Origin of the sequence: Streptomyces sp. NPDC002580, from assembly GCF_042889485.1 — a bacterium.
Classification (GTDB): domain Bacteria; phylum Actinomycetota; class Actinomycetes; order Streptomycetales; family Streptomycetaceae; genus Streptomyces.
The window spans coordinates 240,114-257,894 of the sequence record NZ_JBIAQZ010000007.1; the positions used below are offsets into that span (position 1 = coordinate 240,114).

A 17,781-nucleotide genomic window follows, 5' to 3' on the forward strand; every position below is an offset into this window, starting at 1 on the left:
CGCGCCAACCGCCCGGTTTTGGTGGTTTGGTCGGGCCCGCCCCCCCCGGGGGGGGCGCGCGTCCCCCCCCCGCCCCCCCCCCCACCGCCTTGTCCGCATACGTTCGTCCCGCTGCGAGCCGCCGGGTCAACGGCGGCTCCTCATACGGGAGATCGGGGGTGTGATCGTGCGGATCGGACTGTTGACGGAGGGTGGCTACCCGTATGTGGGCGGTGACGCCGGACTCTGGTGCGACCGGCTCGTACGAGGGCTCGGGCAGCACGAGTTCGACATCTACGCGCTCAGCCGCACCGAGCGCCAGGAGGACGAGGGCTGGATCCGGCTGCCGCCCCAGGTCGGCCGCGTCCGCACGGCACCACTGTGGACCGCGCCGAGCGACGGGGTGGTCCACGGCCGCCGGGCCCGGCGGCGGTTCTCCGAGGCGTACGGAGAACTCGCGGCGGCGGTGTGCGCGGGGCCGGAGGCGGGCGGTAGGGAGGCCGTGGGCGGTACGGAGGCCGCGGGGGACACGGCGGCCTCCGTGAGCCTCCAGGCGGACCGTTTCGCCGGGGCGCTGTACGGCCTGGCCGAACTCGCCCGCGACGAGGCCGGACTGGTCGGCGCCCTGCGCTCCGAGAGCGCGGTGCGTGCCCTGGAACGCGCCTGTCGCGCACCCGGAGCACTCCGCTCGGCTCGCACCGCGCGCGTCCCCGACCTGCTCACCGTCGCCGCGCACATCGAGCGCGCCCTCCGCCCCCTCTCGCTGGACTGGTACGAGGACGACCTGCTCGGCTCGGCGGACCTGTGTCACGCCGCGGCCGGAGGAGGGGCGGCGCTGCCCGGCCTCCTCGCCCGGCACTTCTTCGGCGTTCCGCTGCTGGTGACCGAGTACGGAGTGCAGTTGCGGGCGCACTACCTGGCCGCCGCGACCCTCGGGGAGGCCCCCGCCGTCCGGGCGCTCCTCGCCGCGTTCCACGGCGGGCTCGCCACCGAGGTCTACCGCGCGGCCACGCTCATCACGCCGGGCAACACCCACGCGCGCCGTTGGCAGGAACGCTGCGGCGCCGACCGCGCCAAGCTGCGCACCGTGCACCCCGGAATGGAGGCCGCGCGCTTCGCGGACGTGGGGGAGGGGGTGGAGGGCAGCCGGGCCGCGGACCCCGACACGCTCGTCTGGGTCGGCCGTGTCGAACCGGCCAAGGACCTGATCTCCCTGCTGCACGCCTTCGCCGAGATCCGCAAGGCGGAGCCGAAGACCCGGCTGCGGATCGTCGGCGCCCCCGCCGGCGGCCCCGACGGTGTGACCTATCTGGCCCACTGCAAGGCACTGGCCGCGCAACTCTTTCCCGACGAGGCCGAGGGCGCGCACGCAGTCGGCGAGAACCCGGTGGCCTTCGAGGAGATCGGGGGCCCGGAGATCCCGAGCCTCGCGGAGGCCTACGCCGGTGGCGCCCTCGTCGTCCTCTCCAGCGTGGTCGAGGGCTTCCCGGTGAGTCTCGTCGAGGCCATGCTCTGCGGCCGGGCCACCGTCTCCACGGACGCGGGCGCGGTCGTCGAGGTCATCGGCGGTACGGGGCTGGTCGTGCCCCCGCGCAATCCGCGGGCGCTCGCAGAAGCGTGCGTGGCCCTGCTGCGCGACCCCGAGCGCCGTGAGCGCCTGGGCGCGGCAGCCCGCGCACGCGCCCTCGAACTCTTCACCGTCGAGCAGAACATCGCGGCATTTCACGGCATTTACCTCGAGATCGTCTCTCACTCCCCCGTGAGTCGGGTACTGGTGGACGGTGAAGGGGAGCCGTTGCCCTTCGGAGTCCCCGCCGAGGCCCATGTGCCCGGCCGTTGGACCGAGCCCCGCCTCATGAGCGCGGGTCGACCGCGCTGGGCGGAGGGCGCACCGGTACGAGCGACCGTGCCCGTTCCCGTGCCGGTCGCGGCTTCAGTGGGGGAGGGCGCGTGACGATCGAATGCGGCGGACCGGGCGCCCCGAGCGGGCTCGACGACCCGCTCGACACCCTGGACGCACAGGACCGGCCACGTCCCCGGGAGACGGGGGACGCCGGAGCCGAGGCCGGGATCGGCGCAGGCTCCCCTGCCGTCCGTGCCGATGACGGTGTCGACATCGGCTCCCGTGCCGCTCGCGGCTCGCGCGGGCCTCATGCCGACCGCGCCGCCGATGGGGTCGACGCCGCCGCCCATGCCGATGACGGGGCCGACGCGGGCGTTCGTGCCGCCGCCGGCTCGCGTGGGCCTCATGCCGTCCGCGCCGCCGACGGTGTCCGCGGCGCGGCCGAGGTCAGCGGGCGTCGCGGAGCGGCGGACCCCGTGAAAGCGCTGATGCACCGGCACCGCGAACTCTGCGACCGGGCCGTGGACCCGCTGGAGATCGCGGCGGGACTGGAAGCGCACGGGATGACCGACCGGACCGCCGCGCGTTTCCGGCACCGGGACGTCTTCTCGCTCGCCGAGGAGCTGTACGCACGCGCCTCGCGCGACGGCGAGCACGCGCCCCGCGCCGAGACGCCGGGGCAACCCGGCAACCGCGCCTACTGGGCGGTGCTCGCCCTGGTTCCGGGCGCCGTGGGCGCGGTGGTCGTCGCCGGGCTGCGACTCACCGACGGGCAGTCGCGGCTCGCCGTCGCCGCGTTCGGAGCCCTGGCCATGACGCTGGGCCTGTATGTCGCCCTGCGCCGCGGCCCCCTGAGCACCCGGCACCGCACGACGAGCGCCACACGCGCCTGGACCTGCTGGCTCACGGCGTACGCCCTCGTCGGCGACGGACTGCTGAGCGCCAGCCTCGACGGCCGTCCCGACGGCCCCTGGCCGTTGGCCACCGCGCCGGTGCTGGCCCTCGCCCTGGCCTGCGCCCCGGCCGCCTGGTGCGCTCACCTGTTCGTCGTCCGCGCCCGTCACCGACTGAACGGCAGCCGCGGCCTGGCGGAGTTCGCCGCAGCCGTACGACCCCTGCTCCTGGGCGCGTTCGGCCTGTTCGTGTGCGCGCTGGGCGGGCTGCTCGCGCTGTGCGGGACGGTCCTGGACGAATCACCCGGGTACGCGGGAGCCGGTGCCCTCGGCGCCCTGCTCCTGCTCGCCCGACTGCTGACGGTGCGCGGCTTCACGAGGGCCCCGGCCATCGCACTCGCCGGCGCGGGCGCCGCCGAGGCAGCCGCCCTCGCCATGGTCTTCGCCGCGCGGCTGCCCGGCTGCTCGTTCCTTGCCACCCCTGTCGACAGCCTCGCCGGAGCGGGAGGACCGGGCGCGGTTCCGGCCCTCGTGTGCGGGGTCGGCGCGCTGGCCCTGCTCGTCCGCGCGACCCGCACACTGACCCGCGCCTCGGCCCACGCCCCACCCTGCGAGGCCCGATGAGCCCCGATCCGCGCACGGACACCTTGACCCCGGCGATCTCCCGGACGGGGCCCGGCACCGTGACACGCCTGGCTCTGACATGCCTGGCCCTGGCCCGCCTGGCCTCGACACGGGTCCCGGTGCCGCCCGGACGTGCGGAGACCGGCTCCGCAAAGCGTCGAGCCGGATACCCCGAGTCCGGCGCCTTCATGGACCGGGTCCGGTACGCCGACCCCCGAAGTCCGGCGCACCGCGCCCCGGCACCCGGACGTGCTGAGCCTGGCTCAGCGACGCGGCGATGCGTGCGCCGACGCCTCGAGCCCGGCGATCTCCCGGACCGGGTGCCGCACGCCGACGCCCGCCCGGAGTCCGGCACACCGAGTCCCGGCACGCCGCCGCCCGGAGTCCGGTACGGCGAGCCCCGGCGTCTCGACGCACCGCGCCCGGTTCCGCGATCGGCCGGGTCCCCACGTCCGGGACGCCCTCCATCGGCGTGCCTCCTCCCCGGCGTCCGGGTCTGTTTCCCGGATCCGGGCCCCTTTCTCCCGCGGGGCCGACACCGCGGGCCCTCTCCCGACCTACGGCATCACCTCGAAGGAGACAGCCAGATGATCACCTCCCGAACCGGAGAATCCGCCCCGGGAGCCGCCCGATGAGGGTCCTGCTGATCGGAGCCAACGGCTACCTCGGGCGTTTCGTCGCCGACAGACTGCTGGCCGACCCGGCCGTGCAGCTCACCGCGCTCGGCCGGGGCGACGACGCCGACGTACGGTTCGACCTCGCCTCGGGCAGCCCCGGCGCGCTGACCCGCTTCCTGGACGCGGTACACCCCGGAGTCGTCATCAACTGCGCGGGCGCCACCCGGGGCGGCGCCCGCGAACTGACCCGGCACAACACCGTCGCCGTCGCCACCGTCTGCGAAGCGCTGCGACGCAGCGGCTGCGGGGCCCGGCTCGTCCAGATCGGCTGCGGCGCCGAGTACGGGCCCAGCCAGCAGGGCTCGTCCACCGCGGAGGACGCCGTGCCGCGCCCGGGCGGTCCCTACGGAGTGAGCAAGCTCGCCGCGACCGAACTCGTCCTCGGCTCCGGCCTGGACGCCGTCGTGCTCCGCGTCTTCTCGCCCGCGGGACCCGGCACCCCCGCCGGATCCCCGCTCGGCCGGCTCGCCGAAGCGCTGCGCCGGGCCATGCAGGCCAGCGACGGGGAGCTCAAACTCGGCGGTCTCGGCGTCCAACGCGACTTCATCGACGTCCGTGACGTGGCCCGTGCCGTCCACGCGGCCTCCCTCTCCGCGGCGCAGGGCGTGATCAACATCGGCTCGGGCCGTGCCGTGCGCCTCCGTGACGCCGCCGCCGTCCTCGCGCGCGTGGCCGGCTACAGCGGCACCCTGCACGAACTCGACGGACCGCCCGGACCGCCCGGCCTTTCCGGCCCGTCCGGTCCGTCGATGAGGCCGTCCATCGGTCACCCCCGCCCCGAACCCGATCACGTGGCCCCGGTCGCGTACCCCTATCCGGACGGCTGCGGCAGCTGGCAGCAGGCCGACGTGCGCACCGCACGCGACCGGCTCGGCTGGCGGCCCCGGATCAACCTCGAGGAGTCCCTCGCCGACATCTGGATGGAGGCGGCGTGTCGTATCTGACCAGCACCGCGACCGGCAGCGCGAGCACCGATCTCGGACTCGGCTTCGGCATCCCCGGATATGCGCACCCCCTCGTCGCTCCCCTGGAGTGGGACGAACTCACCCGCCCCGGCACCCCCTTGCACTGGGTCGTCCTGAACGTGGACAAGGGTCCCGGCGCCCGCCCCGACCCGCGCTGCCTGGAAGCCACCGGACGGTTGCGCAACGCGGGGGTCCGCGTGCTGGGACTCCTGGACAGCGCCTACGGAGCGCGGCCCTTCGGCGAGGTGATCTCCGACGCCCGGCGCCACCTCGACTGGTACCAGGCCGACGGGTTCCTCCTCGACCGGTGTCCCGGCGAACGCGCCTCGCTCCCCGAGACCCGCCGCACGGTCGCCTCGCTCCGGGAACTCCGCGACGGCGCCCACATCGTGCTGGGCCACGGCACCCACCCGTACCCGGGATACGCCGAGAACGCCGACCAACTGGTCACCTTCTCGGGCCCCTGGACCGACTACCGCTGGTCGCAGGTCGCGGAGTGGACCGCCGACTATCCCTCCGAGCGCTTCTGTCACTTCGTGCACGGTGTGCCGCGAGGACATCTGGACGAGGCACTGCGCATCGCGCGGTGGCAGGGCGCCTCGACGATCTACTTCACCGACCGCTCGGACCACGGCGGGACGGCCGACCCCTGGGAGGCGATGCCCGGCTACTGGGACGAGATCGTCTCGCGGATCGGAACGGGTGTCTCGGAATGAAGAAGGGCGTGGCAGTGTTACGGGGAGAACAACTGTAGTGATTGACCGACCAACGGAGTCCCCGTGTCGCTGCCACCCCTGGTCGAGCCAGCCTCTGAGCTCACCGTAGACGAGGTCCGCAGGTACTCCCGCCACCTGATCATCCCCGATGTGGGCATGGACGGGCAGAAGCGGCTGAAGAACGCCAAGGTGCTGTGTGTGGGCGCCGGCGGCCTCGGATCGCCGGCGCTGATGTACCTGGCCGCGGCGGGCGTCGGCACGCTCGGCATCGTGGAGTTCGACGAGGTCGACGAGTCGAACCTGCAGCGCCAGATCATCCACAGCCAGGCGGACATCGGCCGTTCCAAGGCCGCGTCCGCGCGCGATTCCGTACTGGGCATCAACCCGTACGTGAACGTGGTCCTTCACGAAGAGCGGCTCGAGGCCGAGAACGTGATGGACATCTTCAGCCAGTACGACCTGATCGTCGACGGCACGGACAACTTCGCGACCCGCTACCTGGTCAACGACGCGTGCGTGCTGCTCGACAAGCCGTACGTGTGGGGCTCGATCTACCGCTTCGACGGCCAGGCCTCCGTCTTCTGGTCCGAGCACGGGCCGTGCTACCGCTGCCTGTACCCGGAGCCCCCGCCGCCCGGCATGGTCCCCTCCTGCGCCGAGGGTGGTGTCCTCGGCGTGCTGTGCGCGTCCATCGGCTCCATCCAGGTCAACGAGGCGATCAAGCTCCTCGCGGGCATCGGTGAGCCGCTCGTCGGCCGCCTGATGATCTACGACGCCCTGGAGATGCAGTACCGCCAGGTCAAGGTCCGCAAGGACCCGGACTGCGCGGTCTGCGGCGAGAACCCGACCGTCACCGAACTCATCGACTACGAGGCCTTCTGCGGCGTCGTCTCCGAGGAGGCGCAGGAGGCGGCCGCCGGATCGACGATCACTCCCAAGCAGCTCAAGGAGTGGATCGACGACGGCGAGAACATCGAGATCATCGACGTCCGCGAGATCAACGAGTACGAGATCGTCTCGATCCCCGGCGCCAAGCTGATCCCGAAGGGCGAGTTCCTCATGGGCACCGCCCTGGAGAGCCTGCCGCAGGACAAGAAGATCGTCCTGCACTGCAAGACGGGTGTCCGCAGCGCGGAGGTCCTCGCCGTCCTGAAGTCCGCCGGTTTCTCCGACGCGGTGCACGTCGGCGGCGGTGTCATCGGCTGGGTCCACCAGATCGAGCCCGACAAGCCGGTGTACTGACCGGCTGACCGACCCGCTCTCTCGCCGGCGGGGGTTTCGCGAACCAGGTGTTCGCGAGACCCCCGCCGTCGTCATGAACAGGCCTTGCCGTCCTTCGGTGGCGTTCCGTCCAGCAGGTAGTCGTCGACGGTCGAGTCGACACAGTCGCTCCCCTTCCCGTAGGCGCCATGTCCCTCGCCCTTCCAGGTGAGTTCCACGCCCACGCCCTTGCCGAGCTCGTCCGCCATCCTGCGGGCCCCCTCGTAGGGTGTGGCCGGGTCCCCGGTGTTGCCCACGATCAGGACGGGTGGGGCTCCCGGCGCGCTCACCTCGGGGCTGTCGTACTGACCGGCTGTCGGCCAGTCGTGGCACCAGCCCGCCGTGTCCCAGCCCATGAAGTCCCCGAACACGGGGGAGATCCTCTCGAACTCCGGCAGTCGCCTCTTCGTCTCCTCGGGAGTCGGGCGCTGCTTGTCGTCCAAGCACGATATGACCCGTTGGGCGTGCGCGGAGGTGCCGTAGTGCCCCGAGGCGTCACGTTCGTTGTAGTCGTCGGCCAGCGCCAGCAGGGCTGAACCGTCCCCGTGCTCGGCCTTCTTGAGGGCGTCGGTGAGGTTCGGCCAGCGCGTTTGGCTGTAGAGCGGCAGCGCGATGCCGGTGACGGCCAGCGACTGGCTGAGCTTTCGCCCGCTCCTGGTGGGGAGTGGCGCGGCGTCGATCCGCTTCAGCAGGTCCGCGATCTTCCGGGAACCCCGCTCCGGGTCCTGGCCGGTGGACTTGAGGTAGTCGTCCAGGGCCCGCTGGAAACCCAGGGTCTGGTTCTTGGCGTGGCCCACGCTGTCGGCGCTCGGGTCGACGACCGCGTCCAGCACCAGGCGGCCCACGTTCCCCGGGAACAAGTGGGCGTACACGCCGCCCAGTTCGGTGCCGTACGAGATGCCGAAGTAGTGCATGCGACGGTCGCCGAGGACCTGGCGCATCAGGTCCATGTCGCGGGCGGTGTCGGTCGTGGAGACGTGGGTGATCAGTTTGCCGGCGGCCTTCGCGCAGCCCTTGCCGAAATCCGCGGCGTCCTTGAAGTACGCCGCCTCCTCGGCCGCGTCGTCCGGTGTGGAGTCCACCGACTCCGAGGCCTGGAGCGCCTTGTCCCCGCGGCACCGGATGCCCTCGCTGGCGGCCACCCCGCGCGGATCCCAGCTCACCAGGTCGTACCGGTCGTGCAGCGAGTCGACGGTGCTCTCGTACCAAGGCAGCGTGGAGACGCCCGAGCCGCCCGGGCCACCGAAGTTGAACAGGAGGGAACCGATGCGCTTGTCCTGGCCGCCGGTCGACTTCGAGCGGATGAGCGCGAGGTCGATCGTCCCGCCGTCCGGCTTCGCGTAGTCCAGCGGCACCGCGAGCGTCGCGCACTGCCAGCCGCTCCCCGGTGCGGGGGCGTCCGAAGTCGCTTCGCAGCGGCCCCAGTCGAGCTTCTGCGAGGTGAGCGAGGCGGGCAGGCCCGGCGACCCGTGGCCGGACGGCGCGGTGGCCGACGGCGGCGCGTCGCCGTTCTTCCCGTCGCCCGTGCCGTCACCGGACGAGCCCCCGCCGCAGCCGGCCACCAGCAACGCGGCGGCGGCGACCGCCGTCCATCGTGCGAAACGTGTCATGAGCGTCCCCCTGCCCGTGGGTCCGCCCGAGTTCGCGGATCACCTGCAGGCCATAGTAGGCGGCGGTCGCCGACCACCGCCGAGGCCTGTGGATAACGCTCTGACCTGCATTTTTCTAGGAGCAGACGGTTCCGTCCCGCGGTACGGCACCGCGCAGCAGATAGCCGTTCACCGCACCCTGCACGCATTTGTTCTTGCTGTCGTACGCCCCGTGTCCCTGCCCCTTGTACGTCAGCTCGACGCCGACGCCCTCGCCGAGGGCGTTCACCATCGCCCGAGCGCCCTCGTACGGGGTGGCGGGGTCGCCGGTGTTGCCGACGACGAGGATCGGTGCGGCGCCGGGGGCGCTGACGTCCGGGTGGTCGGCGGCGCCCGCCACGGCCCAGTCGGTGCAACTGGCCATGCCCCAGGCCAGATAATCGCCGAAGAGCGGGGAGGCGGTCCGGAACTCCGGCACCTTCGACTGCACCTGGTCCGCGGTGTAACGCGGCTTGTCGTCCGCGCAGTTGATGGAGACGTTCGCCGGTACCAGGTTGCTGTACTGGCCGTTCTCGCTGCGCCCGTTCAACGAGTCCGACAGCAGCATCAGGTCTCTGCCGTCACCGCCGTACGCCTGCTGAAGTCCTTCCGTCAGGAACTCCCAGAAGTCCTTGGAGTACAGCGCCTGCGCGATGCCGCCGGTCGCGGCGGTCTGGGTGAGTTCGCGCGGGAAGACACCGGGGATCGGCTTGGTCTCGAGGTCCTTCAGCAGTTCGGCGATGCGTTCCTCGACGTCCGCCGCGGTGTCGCCGATGGGGCAGTCCTCCACCTTCGAGGCGCAGTCCTCGGCGAAGTTGTCGAGCGCGAGCTGGAAGCCCTTGGCCTGTCCCAGTGCGCTCTGTTCCGGGTTCTGCGTCGGGTCGACGACCCCGTCGAAGACGGCGCGGCCCACCTTCTTGGGGAACAAGTGGGCGTAGACCCCGCCCAGTTCGGTGCCGTACGAGATGCCGAAGTAGTGCAGCTTGTCGTCGCCGAGCACCTGCCGCATCAAGTCCATGTCGCGGGCCGCGTCCGTGGTGCGCACATGGGGGAGGACCCGGCCGGAGTTCTTGTCGCACGCCGCGTTGAAGTCCTTGGTGTTCCGCAGGAACTCCTGTCGTTCGGCGGCGTCGTCGGGTGTGGCGTCCTGCTGGAAGTACTCGTCGAGCTGCTGGTCGTTCTCGCACTTCACGCCCGCGCTGCGGCCGACGCCGCGCGGGTCGAAACTCACCAGGTCGTAGCGGGTGCGCAGGGCGGCGTAGTCCTGACCGAAGGCGGGCAGGGTGCTGACACCAGAACCGCCGGGGCCGCCGAAGTTGAAGACGAGCGAGCCGATGCGCTGGTCCTGGGCGCCGCTCGTCCTCGCCCGGATCAGCGCGAGTCCGATCGTGGCGCCCTTGGGGTCGGCCCAGTCGAGCGGGGCCTTCAAGGTGGCGCACTGCCACTCCGTACCGCCCGGCAGCGGTGAGGGGGCGCTGCCGCCGCCCTCGGCCTCGGACGGCGCCGGGCACGCCTTCCAGCTCAGCTTCTGCGCCGTCAGCTCCGGATGCTCGGCGTCTCCACCGCAGCCGGACAGCCACGAGGCCAGCAGGACGGCGGTGGCGGCGAGGGCAGCGGCGCGCGGCTGGGGCGGGTTCGGCATGTTCCCCATCCTGCGGGCGCGCGGGCCGGGGCGCCCGGGGCACGAAGCCGTGTGGGTGAGGGCACGGAGAGGCTCGTGCCCGGGTGGTGAGGACGGGCTGTGGAGACGGGCTGTAGGGACGGGGAAGCGGGTCCGCGCCTGGACGGCGCGTGTACGGGACGGACCTCGCGCGGACCCTAGAGGGCGCCCTTGCGTGTCAGATGGTTGAAGAACAGCCAGCCCGGCAGCACCGGGATCCACAGGGTGAGCAGCCGGTAGAGCAGCACCGCGGGCGCCGCGACCTCCTTGGGGAGTCCTACGGCGATCAGACCCACGGTGAGGGTCGCCTCGACCGCTCCGACCCCGCCCGGGGTCGGAGCCGCCGAACCCAGCGCGTTGCCGGCCAGGAACACGACGGCGACGCTGGCGAGGCTGAGCGTGGTCGTCTCCTCGTTGCCGAACGCGCGGATGGACGCGTCCAGGCACATCACGAAGCAGGCGGTCAGCAGCAGCATGCCGCCGATGCCGGTGATGAGCTTCTGCGGTCGCTGCAGCACGTCGAGCATGCGCGGCACGACGCCGGCGAACAGCGACCGCACGCGCGTGGAGACGAATTTGCGCAGCAGCGGTACCGATGTCACGACGAGGACGAGCACGGCGACCGTCAGCAGACCGGCGATGACCGTGCGGGACGGTGACAGCGACGGAGTCTTCTCCGTACCGGTCAGATAGCCGAAGGACAGCAGCATCAGGATGTGGCAGCCGAGTCCGAACAGCTGCGACGCGCCGACGCTCGCCACCGCGAGCCCGGGCCGCACACCGGCACGCTGGAGGAAGCGGGTGTTGAGGGCGACGCCGCCGACCGCGGCGGGTGCCACGATCTTCACGAACGAACCGGCGACCTGCGCCGCGGCGGTCCGCATGAACGGCACCCGCTCGGGCACGAAGCCGAGCAGGCTCATCGCCGCCGCGAAGTAGCTGAGGGCGGAGAACAGGGCGGCTGCGGCGACCCAGCCCCACTCGGCGTTGTCGAAGAGGGTCCCGAACTCGATGTGGGTGAGCTGCGTCAGCAGGAAGTACGCGCCGATCGCTCCGGCGATGACGCTCAGGAGCGTGCGGGGCCGGACCCGTTCCAGACGGGCAGGTTCGACGGGCGCCTGCGGTCTGATCAGGAGCACCTGGTGGCGGATCTGGGTGAGCAGATCCTCCTCGCGCGCCCCGTCGAGAGCCTCGTCGATCGCCCGTTTCTCGGCGCGCTGCTCCGCGCGCACCGCCTTCTTCCCGGGCTTCTCCGGTACGGGCGCGGAGGCTTCCCTCGCCTCCTCGGCGCGGGCGAGCTTGGCCTGCTGCGAGGCCTCGAGCACCGCGTCGCGTTCGCGCTGCGCGCGCTCCCGGGCGAGTCGGCGCAGCGTCGCGCGCGTGGAGCGGGTCAGCGCGATGGGCTGGAGCAGGGGCAGACAGTCCGCGACCGCGTCCGGGCCGAGCACGCCGACCGCCGAAGCGACCGCCCGCTCGGCACCCACGCGCAGCCCCAGGGTGGTCACCAGCTGGGCGATGTCCATGCGCAGCAGCAGGTCGCCCGCCGCGATCTCGCCGCCGCGCAGATCGGTGAGGATCACCGTGCCGGAACGATCCACCAGAATCGCGTCGCCCGCCAGCCGGCGGTGCGCGATGCGCCGCGACTGCAGCGCCTGCACCTGGTGCCAGGTGTCGCGCAGCAGTTCGTCGGTGACGAGCTCGTCGGGCAGTGAGTCGAGGGTGTGGCCGCCGGTGTGCTCGTACACGAGCATGACGGCGTCCGGACCCAGCTCGGAGGTCGCGATCAGCTTGGGCGCGTTGGCGCCGGCCGCGATGGCCGCGTACGCGAGGAGGGCTTCCTGTTCCAGGGCCTGGCGCAGTGACTGCAGGCTGCGACGTGTGGTGATGCCGCGCAGCGTCAGACGGCGCCAGACGCGGTAGAAGAAGCCCTGCGCCTGCTGCTCGCGGTCGACGACCGTGACGTCCAGCGGCGGACCGTCCTCCAGGGTCACGAAGTAGCGGCGGCCGCGGTCGCCGCTCTCCACGGCCTCCGGCGTCTCCTCGCGGGCCGCGCTGACCGGGTGGAAGCCGACGTGCCGAAGACCCGCCATCAGCGTCCGCCCGGTGGGCCGCACGTTCGGTGAACCGACCGCGTACAGCGTCCCGTAGGCGACGGTCCAGCCGATCAGCACCGTCAGGATGATCGAGAACGGGGTCGTGTAGCCGGTCACGAGCATGGAGAAGGCGTCGAGGAGCAGCACGACCCAGAGGACCCCGCGCCAGCGCGGTCTGCGGGACATGCCGACGGCCGTCATATAGGCGATGACCGGTGCGAGATAGCCGTGTACGGGGTCGGTGAGAGCGTGGATGTCACCCGGCGACGGCTGGGTGAGTGCCTCCTGGATGGAGCTCGGGGCACCCTTCGCGACCCAGAGGTCCGTGGCGAGTGTCACCCCGTGCGCGAGGACCGCGGCGAGGACGCCGTCGGCGATGCGCAGTCCGTCGCGCTTGATCAGTCGCTCGATGGCGAAGGCGACCGGCACCAGGAGGATGGCGATGCTCGACGCCAGTCCCGCGATCTTGATCAGCAGATCGGGTGCCTGCCCGGTGCCCTTGTTGATGTCCTGTTCGAGGCCGGAGGTGGTGCCGTGCGCGAAGGCGGCGATGGAGAGCAGCACCACGATCGCGAGAACGCCGACCAGGAGCCGCATCAGATCGGACGGGCGGTGCACGCGCGCGGGGAGCAGCGGTTCGTCGCCTTCGACCTCGTCGGCGTGCGCCTCGTCGGTGCAGTCGGCGTCGCTTCCGGCCTGCCGCTTGTCAGCGCCGCGGGTCGGAGCGGAGGCCGGACCGGCCTCCGGAGGGGAGTCCTCGGCGGCTGTCTCGCCTGTCACGGCAGCTGACGCTTTCGCGTGGCCGTCCATGTCCTTCTCGTCGACGTCTCCGGTGTCCGGGCGCGACGAGGCATCGGAGGTGCCCTCCGCGTCTTCGGGGTGCACGCCCTGCTGCCTCATCGTCTCTTCTTGATCTCGTATCACCAGTCACCGCCCGCACGATGGTGGCATGCCCGACCGACACACGGGGGTATCAGGGTGCAAATGCCGGGTGTGCGATCCGTCCCGGGTGCGGCTTCGGGGCGGGTGGCGCGCGCGGCGGTCGCCGGGCCCCGTTGTCGGTGGGGTGCGGCAGGATGGGGCGGATGAGCGAGGAGAGCCTTCCGGCGGACGCCCTGCCGGAGTACGCGGAGCGGGTCCTCGACGTCGCCGAGCTGATCCCGCCCGGGCGCGTCATGACGTACGGCGATGTCGCCGAATGGCTGGGGGAGGGCGGGCCGCGCCAGGTGGGCCGGGTGATGGCCCTCTACGGAGGAGCGGTTCCGTGGTGGCGTGTCATCCGCGCGGACGGTGTGCTGCTGCCCGGCCACGAGCTGGAGGCGCTGGCTCACCACCGTGCCGAGGGGACGCCTCTGAGGGAGGCGAGCCGGGCCTCCGAGGGGCATCTGCCACGTGTCGACATGAGACGGGCGCGGTGGGACGGCGGTGAACGCGCGGAAGGTCACACCTGACAGCTTCCGGTATTCACGGGGCGGAAGGGGAGACTGGAGCCCGTCCGAGGGAAACGAGGCACATCCGTGACATCCCGTGCGTTCGTGAATCGGGGGACGCACGGGACGTGAGGGAAGAATCGGAAGCCCTCCTTCCGTGAACCGTACCGGCGTACCGTCGTCGGCGCGCTTCCCTCTCATCCCGCGGCCACCGCCTTCCACGCGCGGCAGTCCGCCAACCAGCACGACCACCAGGACCGGCGAACCACGTGAGCTCCACTTCTTCCACCAGGCGTCTGACGCACCCCCCGGTGCGCCAGGGGACCCGTGGTGCGTACCGGCTGGTGCGCACTCCGCCGGCCCAGGTGGATCCCCCTCGTCTTGACGCGGCGCAGCGCGCGGTGGTTGACCACCGGGGCGGTCCGCTGCTCGTGCTCGCCGGCCCCGGGACCGGCAAGACGACCACACTCGTCGAATCCGTGGCCGCCAGGATCGCCCGCGGCGGTGCCCCGGAACGCGTTCTGGTGCTCACGTTCAGCCGCAAGGCGGCCGTCGAGCTGCGCGACCGCATGGCACTGCGCATAGGGGCGGCCCGCGCTCCCCGGGCCACCACGTTCCACTCCTTCTGTTACGCGCTGGTCCGCGCCCACCAGGACAACGACCTGTTCGTGGAGCCCCTGCGGCTGCTGTCCGGCCCCGAGCAGGACGTGGCGGTGCGCGGACTGCTCGCGGGCCAGCCCGACCTCGAGCGGCTGGGCCTCGCCCATGTGCGCTGGCCGGACGAGCTGCGTGCGTGTCTGACCACCCGCGGCTTCGCCGACGAGGTGCGCGCGGTCCTGGCCCGCAGCCGGGAGCTGGGACTCGGCCCCGACGCCCTGGAGGCCTTCGCGCGGCGTATCGGCCGCCCGGACTGGGGCGCGGCTGCGGCCTTCCTCGCCGAGTACCTGGACGTCCTCGACATGCAGGGCGTTCTGGACTATGCGGAACTGGTCCACCGCGCGGTGCTCCTCGCCAGGCGCCCCGAGGTCGCGGAGCGGCTCGCCACGCAGTACGACGCCGTCTACGTGGACGAGTACCAGGACACCGACCCCGCGCAGGTGCGGCTGCTGCGCGCCCTGGCCGGCGGTGGGCGCACCCTCGTCGCCTTCGGCGACCCCGACCAGTCCATCTACGCCTTCCGCGGCGCCGACGTGAACGGCATCCTGGACTTCCCCGACGTCTTCCCGCGCGCGAACGGGCGCCCCGCTCCCGTCGAGGTCCTCGGGACCTCCCGCCGCTCGGGTGCCGTCCTGCTGGACGCCACCCGCCGCCTCACCCAGCGCATGCCGCTGACCCGCCTGCCGGCGGAGAAGGTGCGCGCACACCGTGAACTGTCCCCGGTGCGGGGCGGGGGACAGACCGAGGTCTACACGTACCCGACGTCCGGCACGGAGCTCGACAACATCGCGGACCTCCTGCGCCGCGCCCACCTGGAGGACGGTGTCGCCTGGAACGAGATGGCCGTCCTGGTACGCGCCGGCTCCCGGACGATCCCCACGATCCGGCGGGCCCTCACCTCCGCCGGCGTGCCCCTCGACATCGACGGCGACGATCTGCCCCTGCGGCACGAACCGGCGGTCGCGCCGCTGCTCACGGCCCTGCGGGCGGTGGCCCGGGCCGAGTCGGGTACGGACGGGGCGCCCCTCGCCGACCCCACCGGGACACCTGCCGCCGCCACCGCTGCCACGGATGACTCCGCTGCCACGGCTGACGCCGAAGGCGTCGACGTCACCGATGTGCCGGAGGAGACCGAGACCTCCGAAGGTGCCGACGTGCCGGAGAGCACCGAAGCGGCCCAGACGACCGAGGCTTCCAAGGGCGCCGAGGGTGCCGACGTGCCGGAGAGCACCGACGTCCCCACCGCCCCCGAAGGCGATGACACCCCGGAGCCCCTCGGAGACACCGGGCTCTCAGGGGTTCCCGAAGACGTCGACCCGCCCCAGGACACCGACCCGCACGAGGACGCTCCCGACCCGCACGTCACGTCCTGGCTCGACATCGAGACGGCCCTCACCCTCCTCGCCTCGCCGCTCGCGAGCATGGACGCCGCCGACCTGCGGCGCCTGGGGAGGGCGCTGCGCGAGGAGGAGCGCGCCGCCGGCAACCTCGTACCGCCGCCGTCCGACGTCCTGCTGGCCCGCGCGCTGGCCGAACCCGAGCGGCTCGTCGCGCACGATCCGGCGTACGCCCGAGGCGCCCAGCGCCTCGGCGCGCTGCTGCGCAAGGCGCGTGAGCGTCTCGCGGGCGGCGGGACGGCCGAGGAGGCCCTCTGGGACCTGTGGGACGGCACACCGTGGCCCCAGCGGCTGGAGCGGGCGGCCCGGCGCGGCGGCGCGGCCGGCCGCAACGCCGACCGGGACCTCGACGCCGTGTGCGCGCTGTTCGCGACCGCCGGGCGCGCGGAGGAGCGCACCGGAGGCCGGGGCGCCCTGAACTTCCTGGAGGAGGTCGACGCCGAGGACATCGCCGCCGACACGCTCACCCGCAGGGCGGTCCGCCCCGATGCCGTACGCCTGATGACGGCACACCGCTCCAAGGGCCTGGAATGGCGCCTCGTGATCGTCGCGGGCGTCCAGGAGGGCCTGTGGCCGGACCTGCGCCGCCGTGGCTCCCTGCTGGAGGCCGACCGCATCGGGCGGGACGGGCTCGCGGAGCCGCTCACACCAGGGGCACTTCTCTCCGAGGAGCGCAGGCTCTTCTACGTGGCCGCCACACGCGCGCGTGAACGCCTCGTCGTGACCGCCGTGAAGGCACCGGCCGACGACGGCGACCAGCCCTCCCGGTTCCTCACCGAACTGGGTGTGGAACCCAAGGACGTGACCGGCCGCCCGCGCCGCCCCCTGTCCGTCGCCGCCCTGGTCGCCGAGCTGCGGGCCACCACGGTCGACCCGCGCGTCTCGGACGCCCTCAGGCAGGCCGCGGCCCACCGCCTCGCCCGGCTCGCGGCGCTCGCCGACGACGACGGCCGCCCGCTGGTCCCCTCGGCGCACCCCTACCGCTGGTGGGGCATGTACGAGCCGACGGAGAGCAAGGTTCCGCTGCGCGACCGCGACCAGCCCGTCGTGCTCTCCGGAAGCGCCCTCGACCAGCTCGCCAACACCTGCGCCCTGCAGTGGTTCCTGGGGCGGGAGGTGAAGGCCGACGCGCCCGCGACGGCCGCCCAGGGCTTCGGCAACGTGGTGCACGTCCTCGCCGACGAGGTCGCCTCCGGACGCACCCCCGCCGACCTCGCCGTCCTCATGGAACGCCTCGACTCCGTGTGGAACGCGCTCGCCTTCGACGCGCCCTGGAAGTCCGCGCAGGAGAAGGAGCACGCGCGCGTGGCGCTCGAACGCTTCCTGGAGTGGCACGTGATGGACCGCACCGGCCGGACGCCGGTGGCCAGCGAGCACGACTTCGACGTGACCCTTGAGGCGGGCTCCTACGAGGTGCGCATCCGAGGCTCCATGGACCGCGTCGAGGCGGATGCCGAAGGCCGCGCCTACGTGGTCGACTTCAAGACCGGCAAACACGCGCCGACCGCCGCCGAGGTGACCCACCACCCGCAGCTCGCCGTCTACCAGCTCGCCGTCGGTGAAGGCGCGGTCGACGGCGTCTTCGAGGGCGTGCGCCCCGAACCGGGCGGCGCCGAACTCGTCCAGCTGAGGCAACCGGCCGCGAAGAAGAACGGCGGCGAGGCGCTCCCCAAGGTGCAGGCGCAGGAGCCCTTGGAAGGCGAATGGGTCGGCGACCTGCTGGCGAACGCCGCCGGCAAGGTCCTCGACGAGCGGTTCTCGCCGTCGACGGGACAACACTGTGCGCACTGCTCGTTCCAGGCGTCCTGCAGTGCGCGGCCCGAGGGACGGCAGGTGATCGAGTGACGCGTTCCGGAGCGGACACGGGACGGTGGCTCCTGCGGGTCCCGACGGCGTGATGTCACCGACGTGACGTACGGCACCACACGTGCTGACCAGCGGTTCTTCCGTCCCTGGCGT

The 17,781-nt window shown here is 72.5% G+C and carries 10 protein-coding genes; 7 read left to right on the forward strand and 3 right to left on the reverse strand.

Annotation, left to right across the window (positions count from 1 at the left end):
• Positions 1 to 166: 166 nt before the first annotated feature.
• The 5 genes from ACFYW7_RS22660 (at position 167) to moeZ (ending at position 6,939) form a co-directional block, all read left to right on the forward strand.
• Positions 167 to 1,933: a DUF3492 domain-containing protein gene (locus ACFYW7_RS22660; protein ID WP_389505576.1), complete on the forward strand. Its 1,767-nt coding sequence runs from the start codon at positions 167 to 169 to the stop codon at positions 1,931 to 1,933.
• Positions 1,930 to 3,339, forward strand: coding sequence for a hypothetical protein (locus ACFYW7_RS22665; RefSeq protein ID WP_389505084.1), 1,410 nt, complete (start codon positions 1,930 to 1,932; stop codon positions 3,337 to 3,339). Before ACFYW7_RS22660 ends, ACFYW7_RS22665 begins: the two co-directional genes overlap by 4 nt.
• A 631-nt stretch (positions 3,340 to 3,970) precedes the next feature.
• Positions 3,971 to 4,960, forward strand: coding sequence for an NAD-dependent epimerase/dehydratase family protein (locus ACFYW7_RS22670; protein ID WP_389505086.1), 990 nt, complete (start codon positions 3,971 to 3,973; stop codon positions 4,958 to 4,960).
• Positions 4,948 to 5,697 (forward strand): spherulation-specific family 4 protein, encoded by a 750-nt coding sequence (locus ACFYW7_RS22675; RefSeq protein ID WP_389505088.1) that lies wholly within the window; start codon positions 4,948 to 4,950, stop codon positions 5,695 to 5,697. Before ACFYW7_RS22670 ends, ACFYW7_RS22675 begins: the two co-directional genes overlap by 13 nt.
• A 63-nt stretch (positions 5,698 to 5,760) precedes the next feature.
• Entirely contained in the window at positions 5,761 to 6,939 is a 1,179-nt protein-coding gene (gene moeZ, locus ACFYW7_RS22680) for an adenylyltransferase/sulfurtransferase MoeZ (protein ID WP_389505090.1), read from the forward strand.
• Positions 6,940 to 7,010: 71 nt separating this feature from the next.
• Here the strand turns inward: moeZ and ACFYW7_RS22685 are convergent, their stop codons facing one another.
• From ACFYW7_RS22685 to ACFYW7_RS22695, 3 genes are all read right to left on the reverse strand, one after another.
• Positions 7,011 to 8,567 carry an alpha/beta hydrolase gene (locus ACFYW7_RS22685; protein ID WP_389505092.1) on the reverse strand — a complete coding sequence of 519 codons (1,557 nt, stop codon included), beginning with the start codon at positions 8,565 to 8,567 and terminating at the stop codon, positions 7,011 to 7,013.
• Between the two features lie 115 nt (positions 8,568 to 8,682).
• Positions 8,683 to 10,227 (reverse strand): alpha/beta hydrolase, encoded by a 1,545-nt coding sequence (locus ACFYW7_RS22690; protein WP_389505094.1) that lies wholly within the window; start codon positions 10,225 to 10,227, stop codon positions 8,683 to 8,685.
• 176 nt (positions 10,228 to 10,403) lie between these two features.
• A complete protein-coding gene (locus tag ACFYW7_RS22695; RefSeq protein ID WP_389505096.1) occupies positions 10,404 to 13,238 on the reverse strand; it encodes a lysylphosphatidylglycerol synthase domain-containing protein in 2,835 nt (944 codons plus the stop codon).
• A 185-nt stretch (positions 13,239 to 13,423) separates the two neighbouring features.
• On the opposite strand from ACFYW7_RS22695, the gene ACFYW7_RS22700 reads away from it, so the two are divergent.
• Both ACFYW7_RS22700 and ACFYW7_RS22705 read left to right on the forward strand, forming a co-directional pair.
• Complete coding sequence (locus ACFYW7_RS22700) at positions 13,424 to 13,789, forward strand: MGMT family protein (RefSeq protein ID WP_389505098.1); 366 nt, start codon at positions 13,424 to 13,426, stop codon at positions 13,787 to 13,789.
• A gap of 248 nt (positions 13,790 to 14,037) precedes the next feature.
• A complete protein-coding gene (locus ACFYW7_RS22705) occupies positions 14,038 to 17,667 on the forward strand; it encodes a UvrD-helicase domain-containing protein (RefSeq protein WP_389505100.1) in 3,630 nt (1,209 codons plus the stop codon).
• Positions 17,668 to 17,781 lie beyond the last annotated feature (114 nt).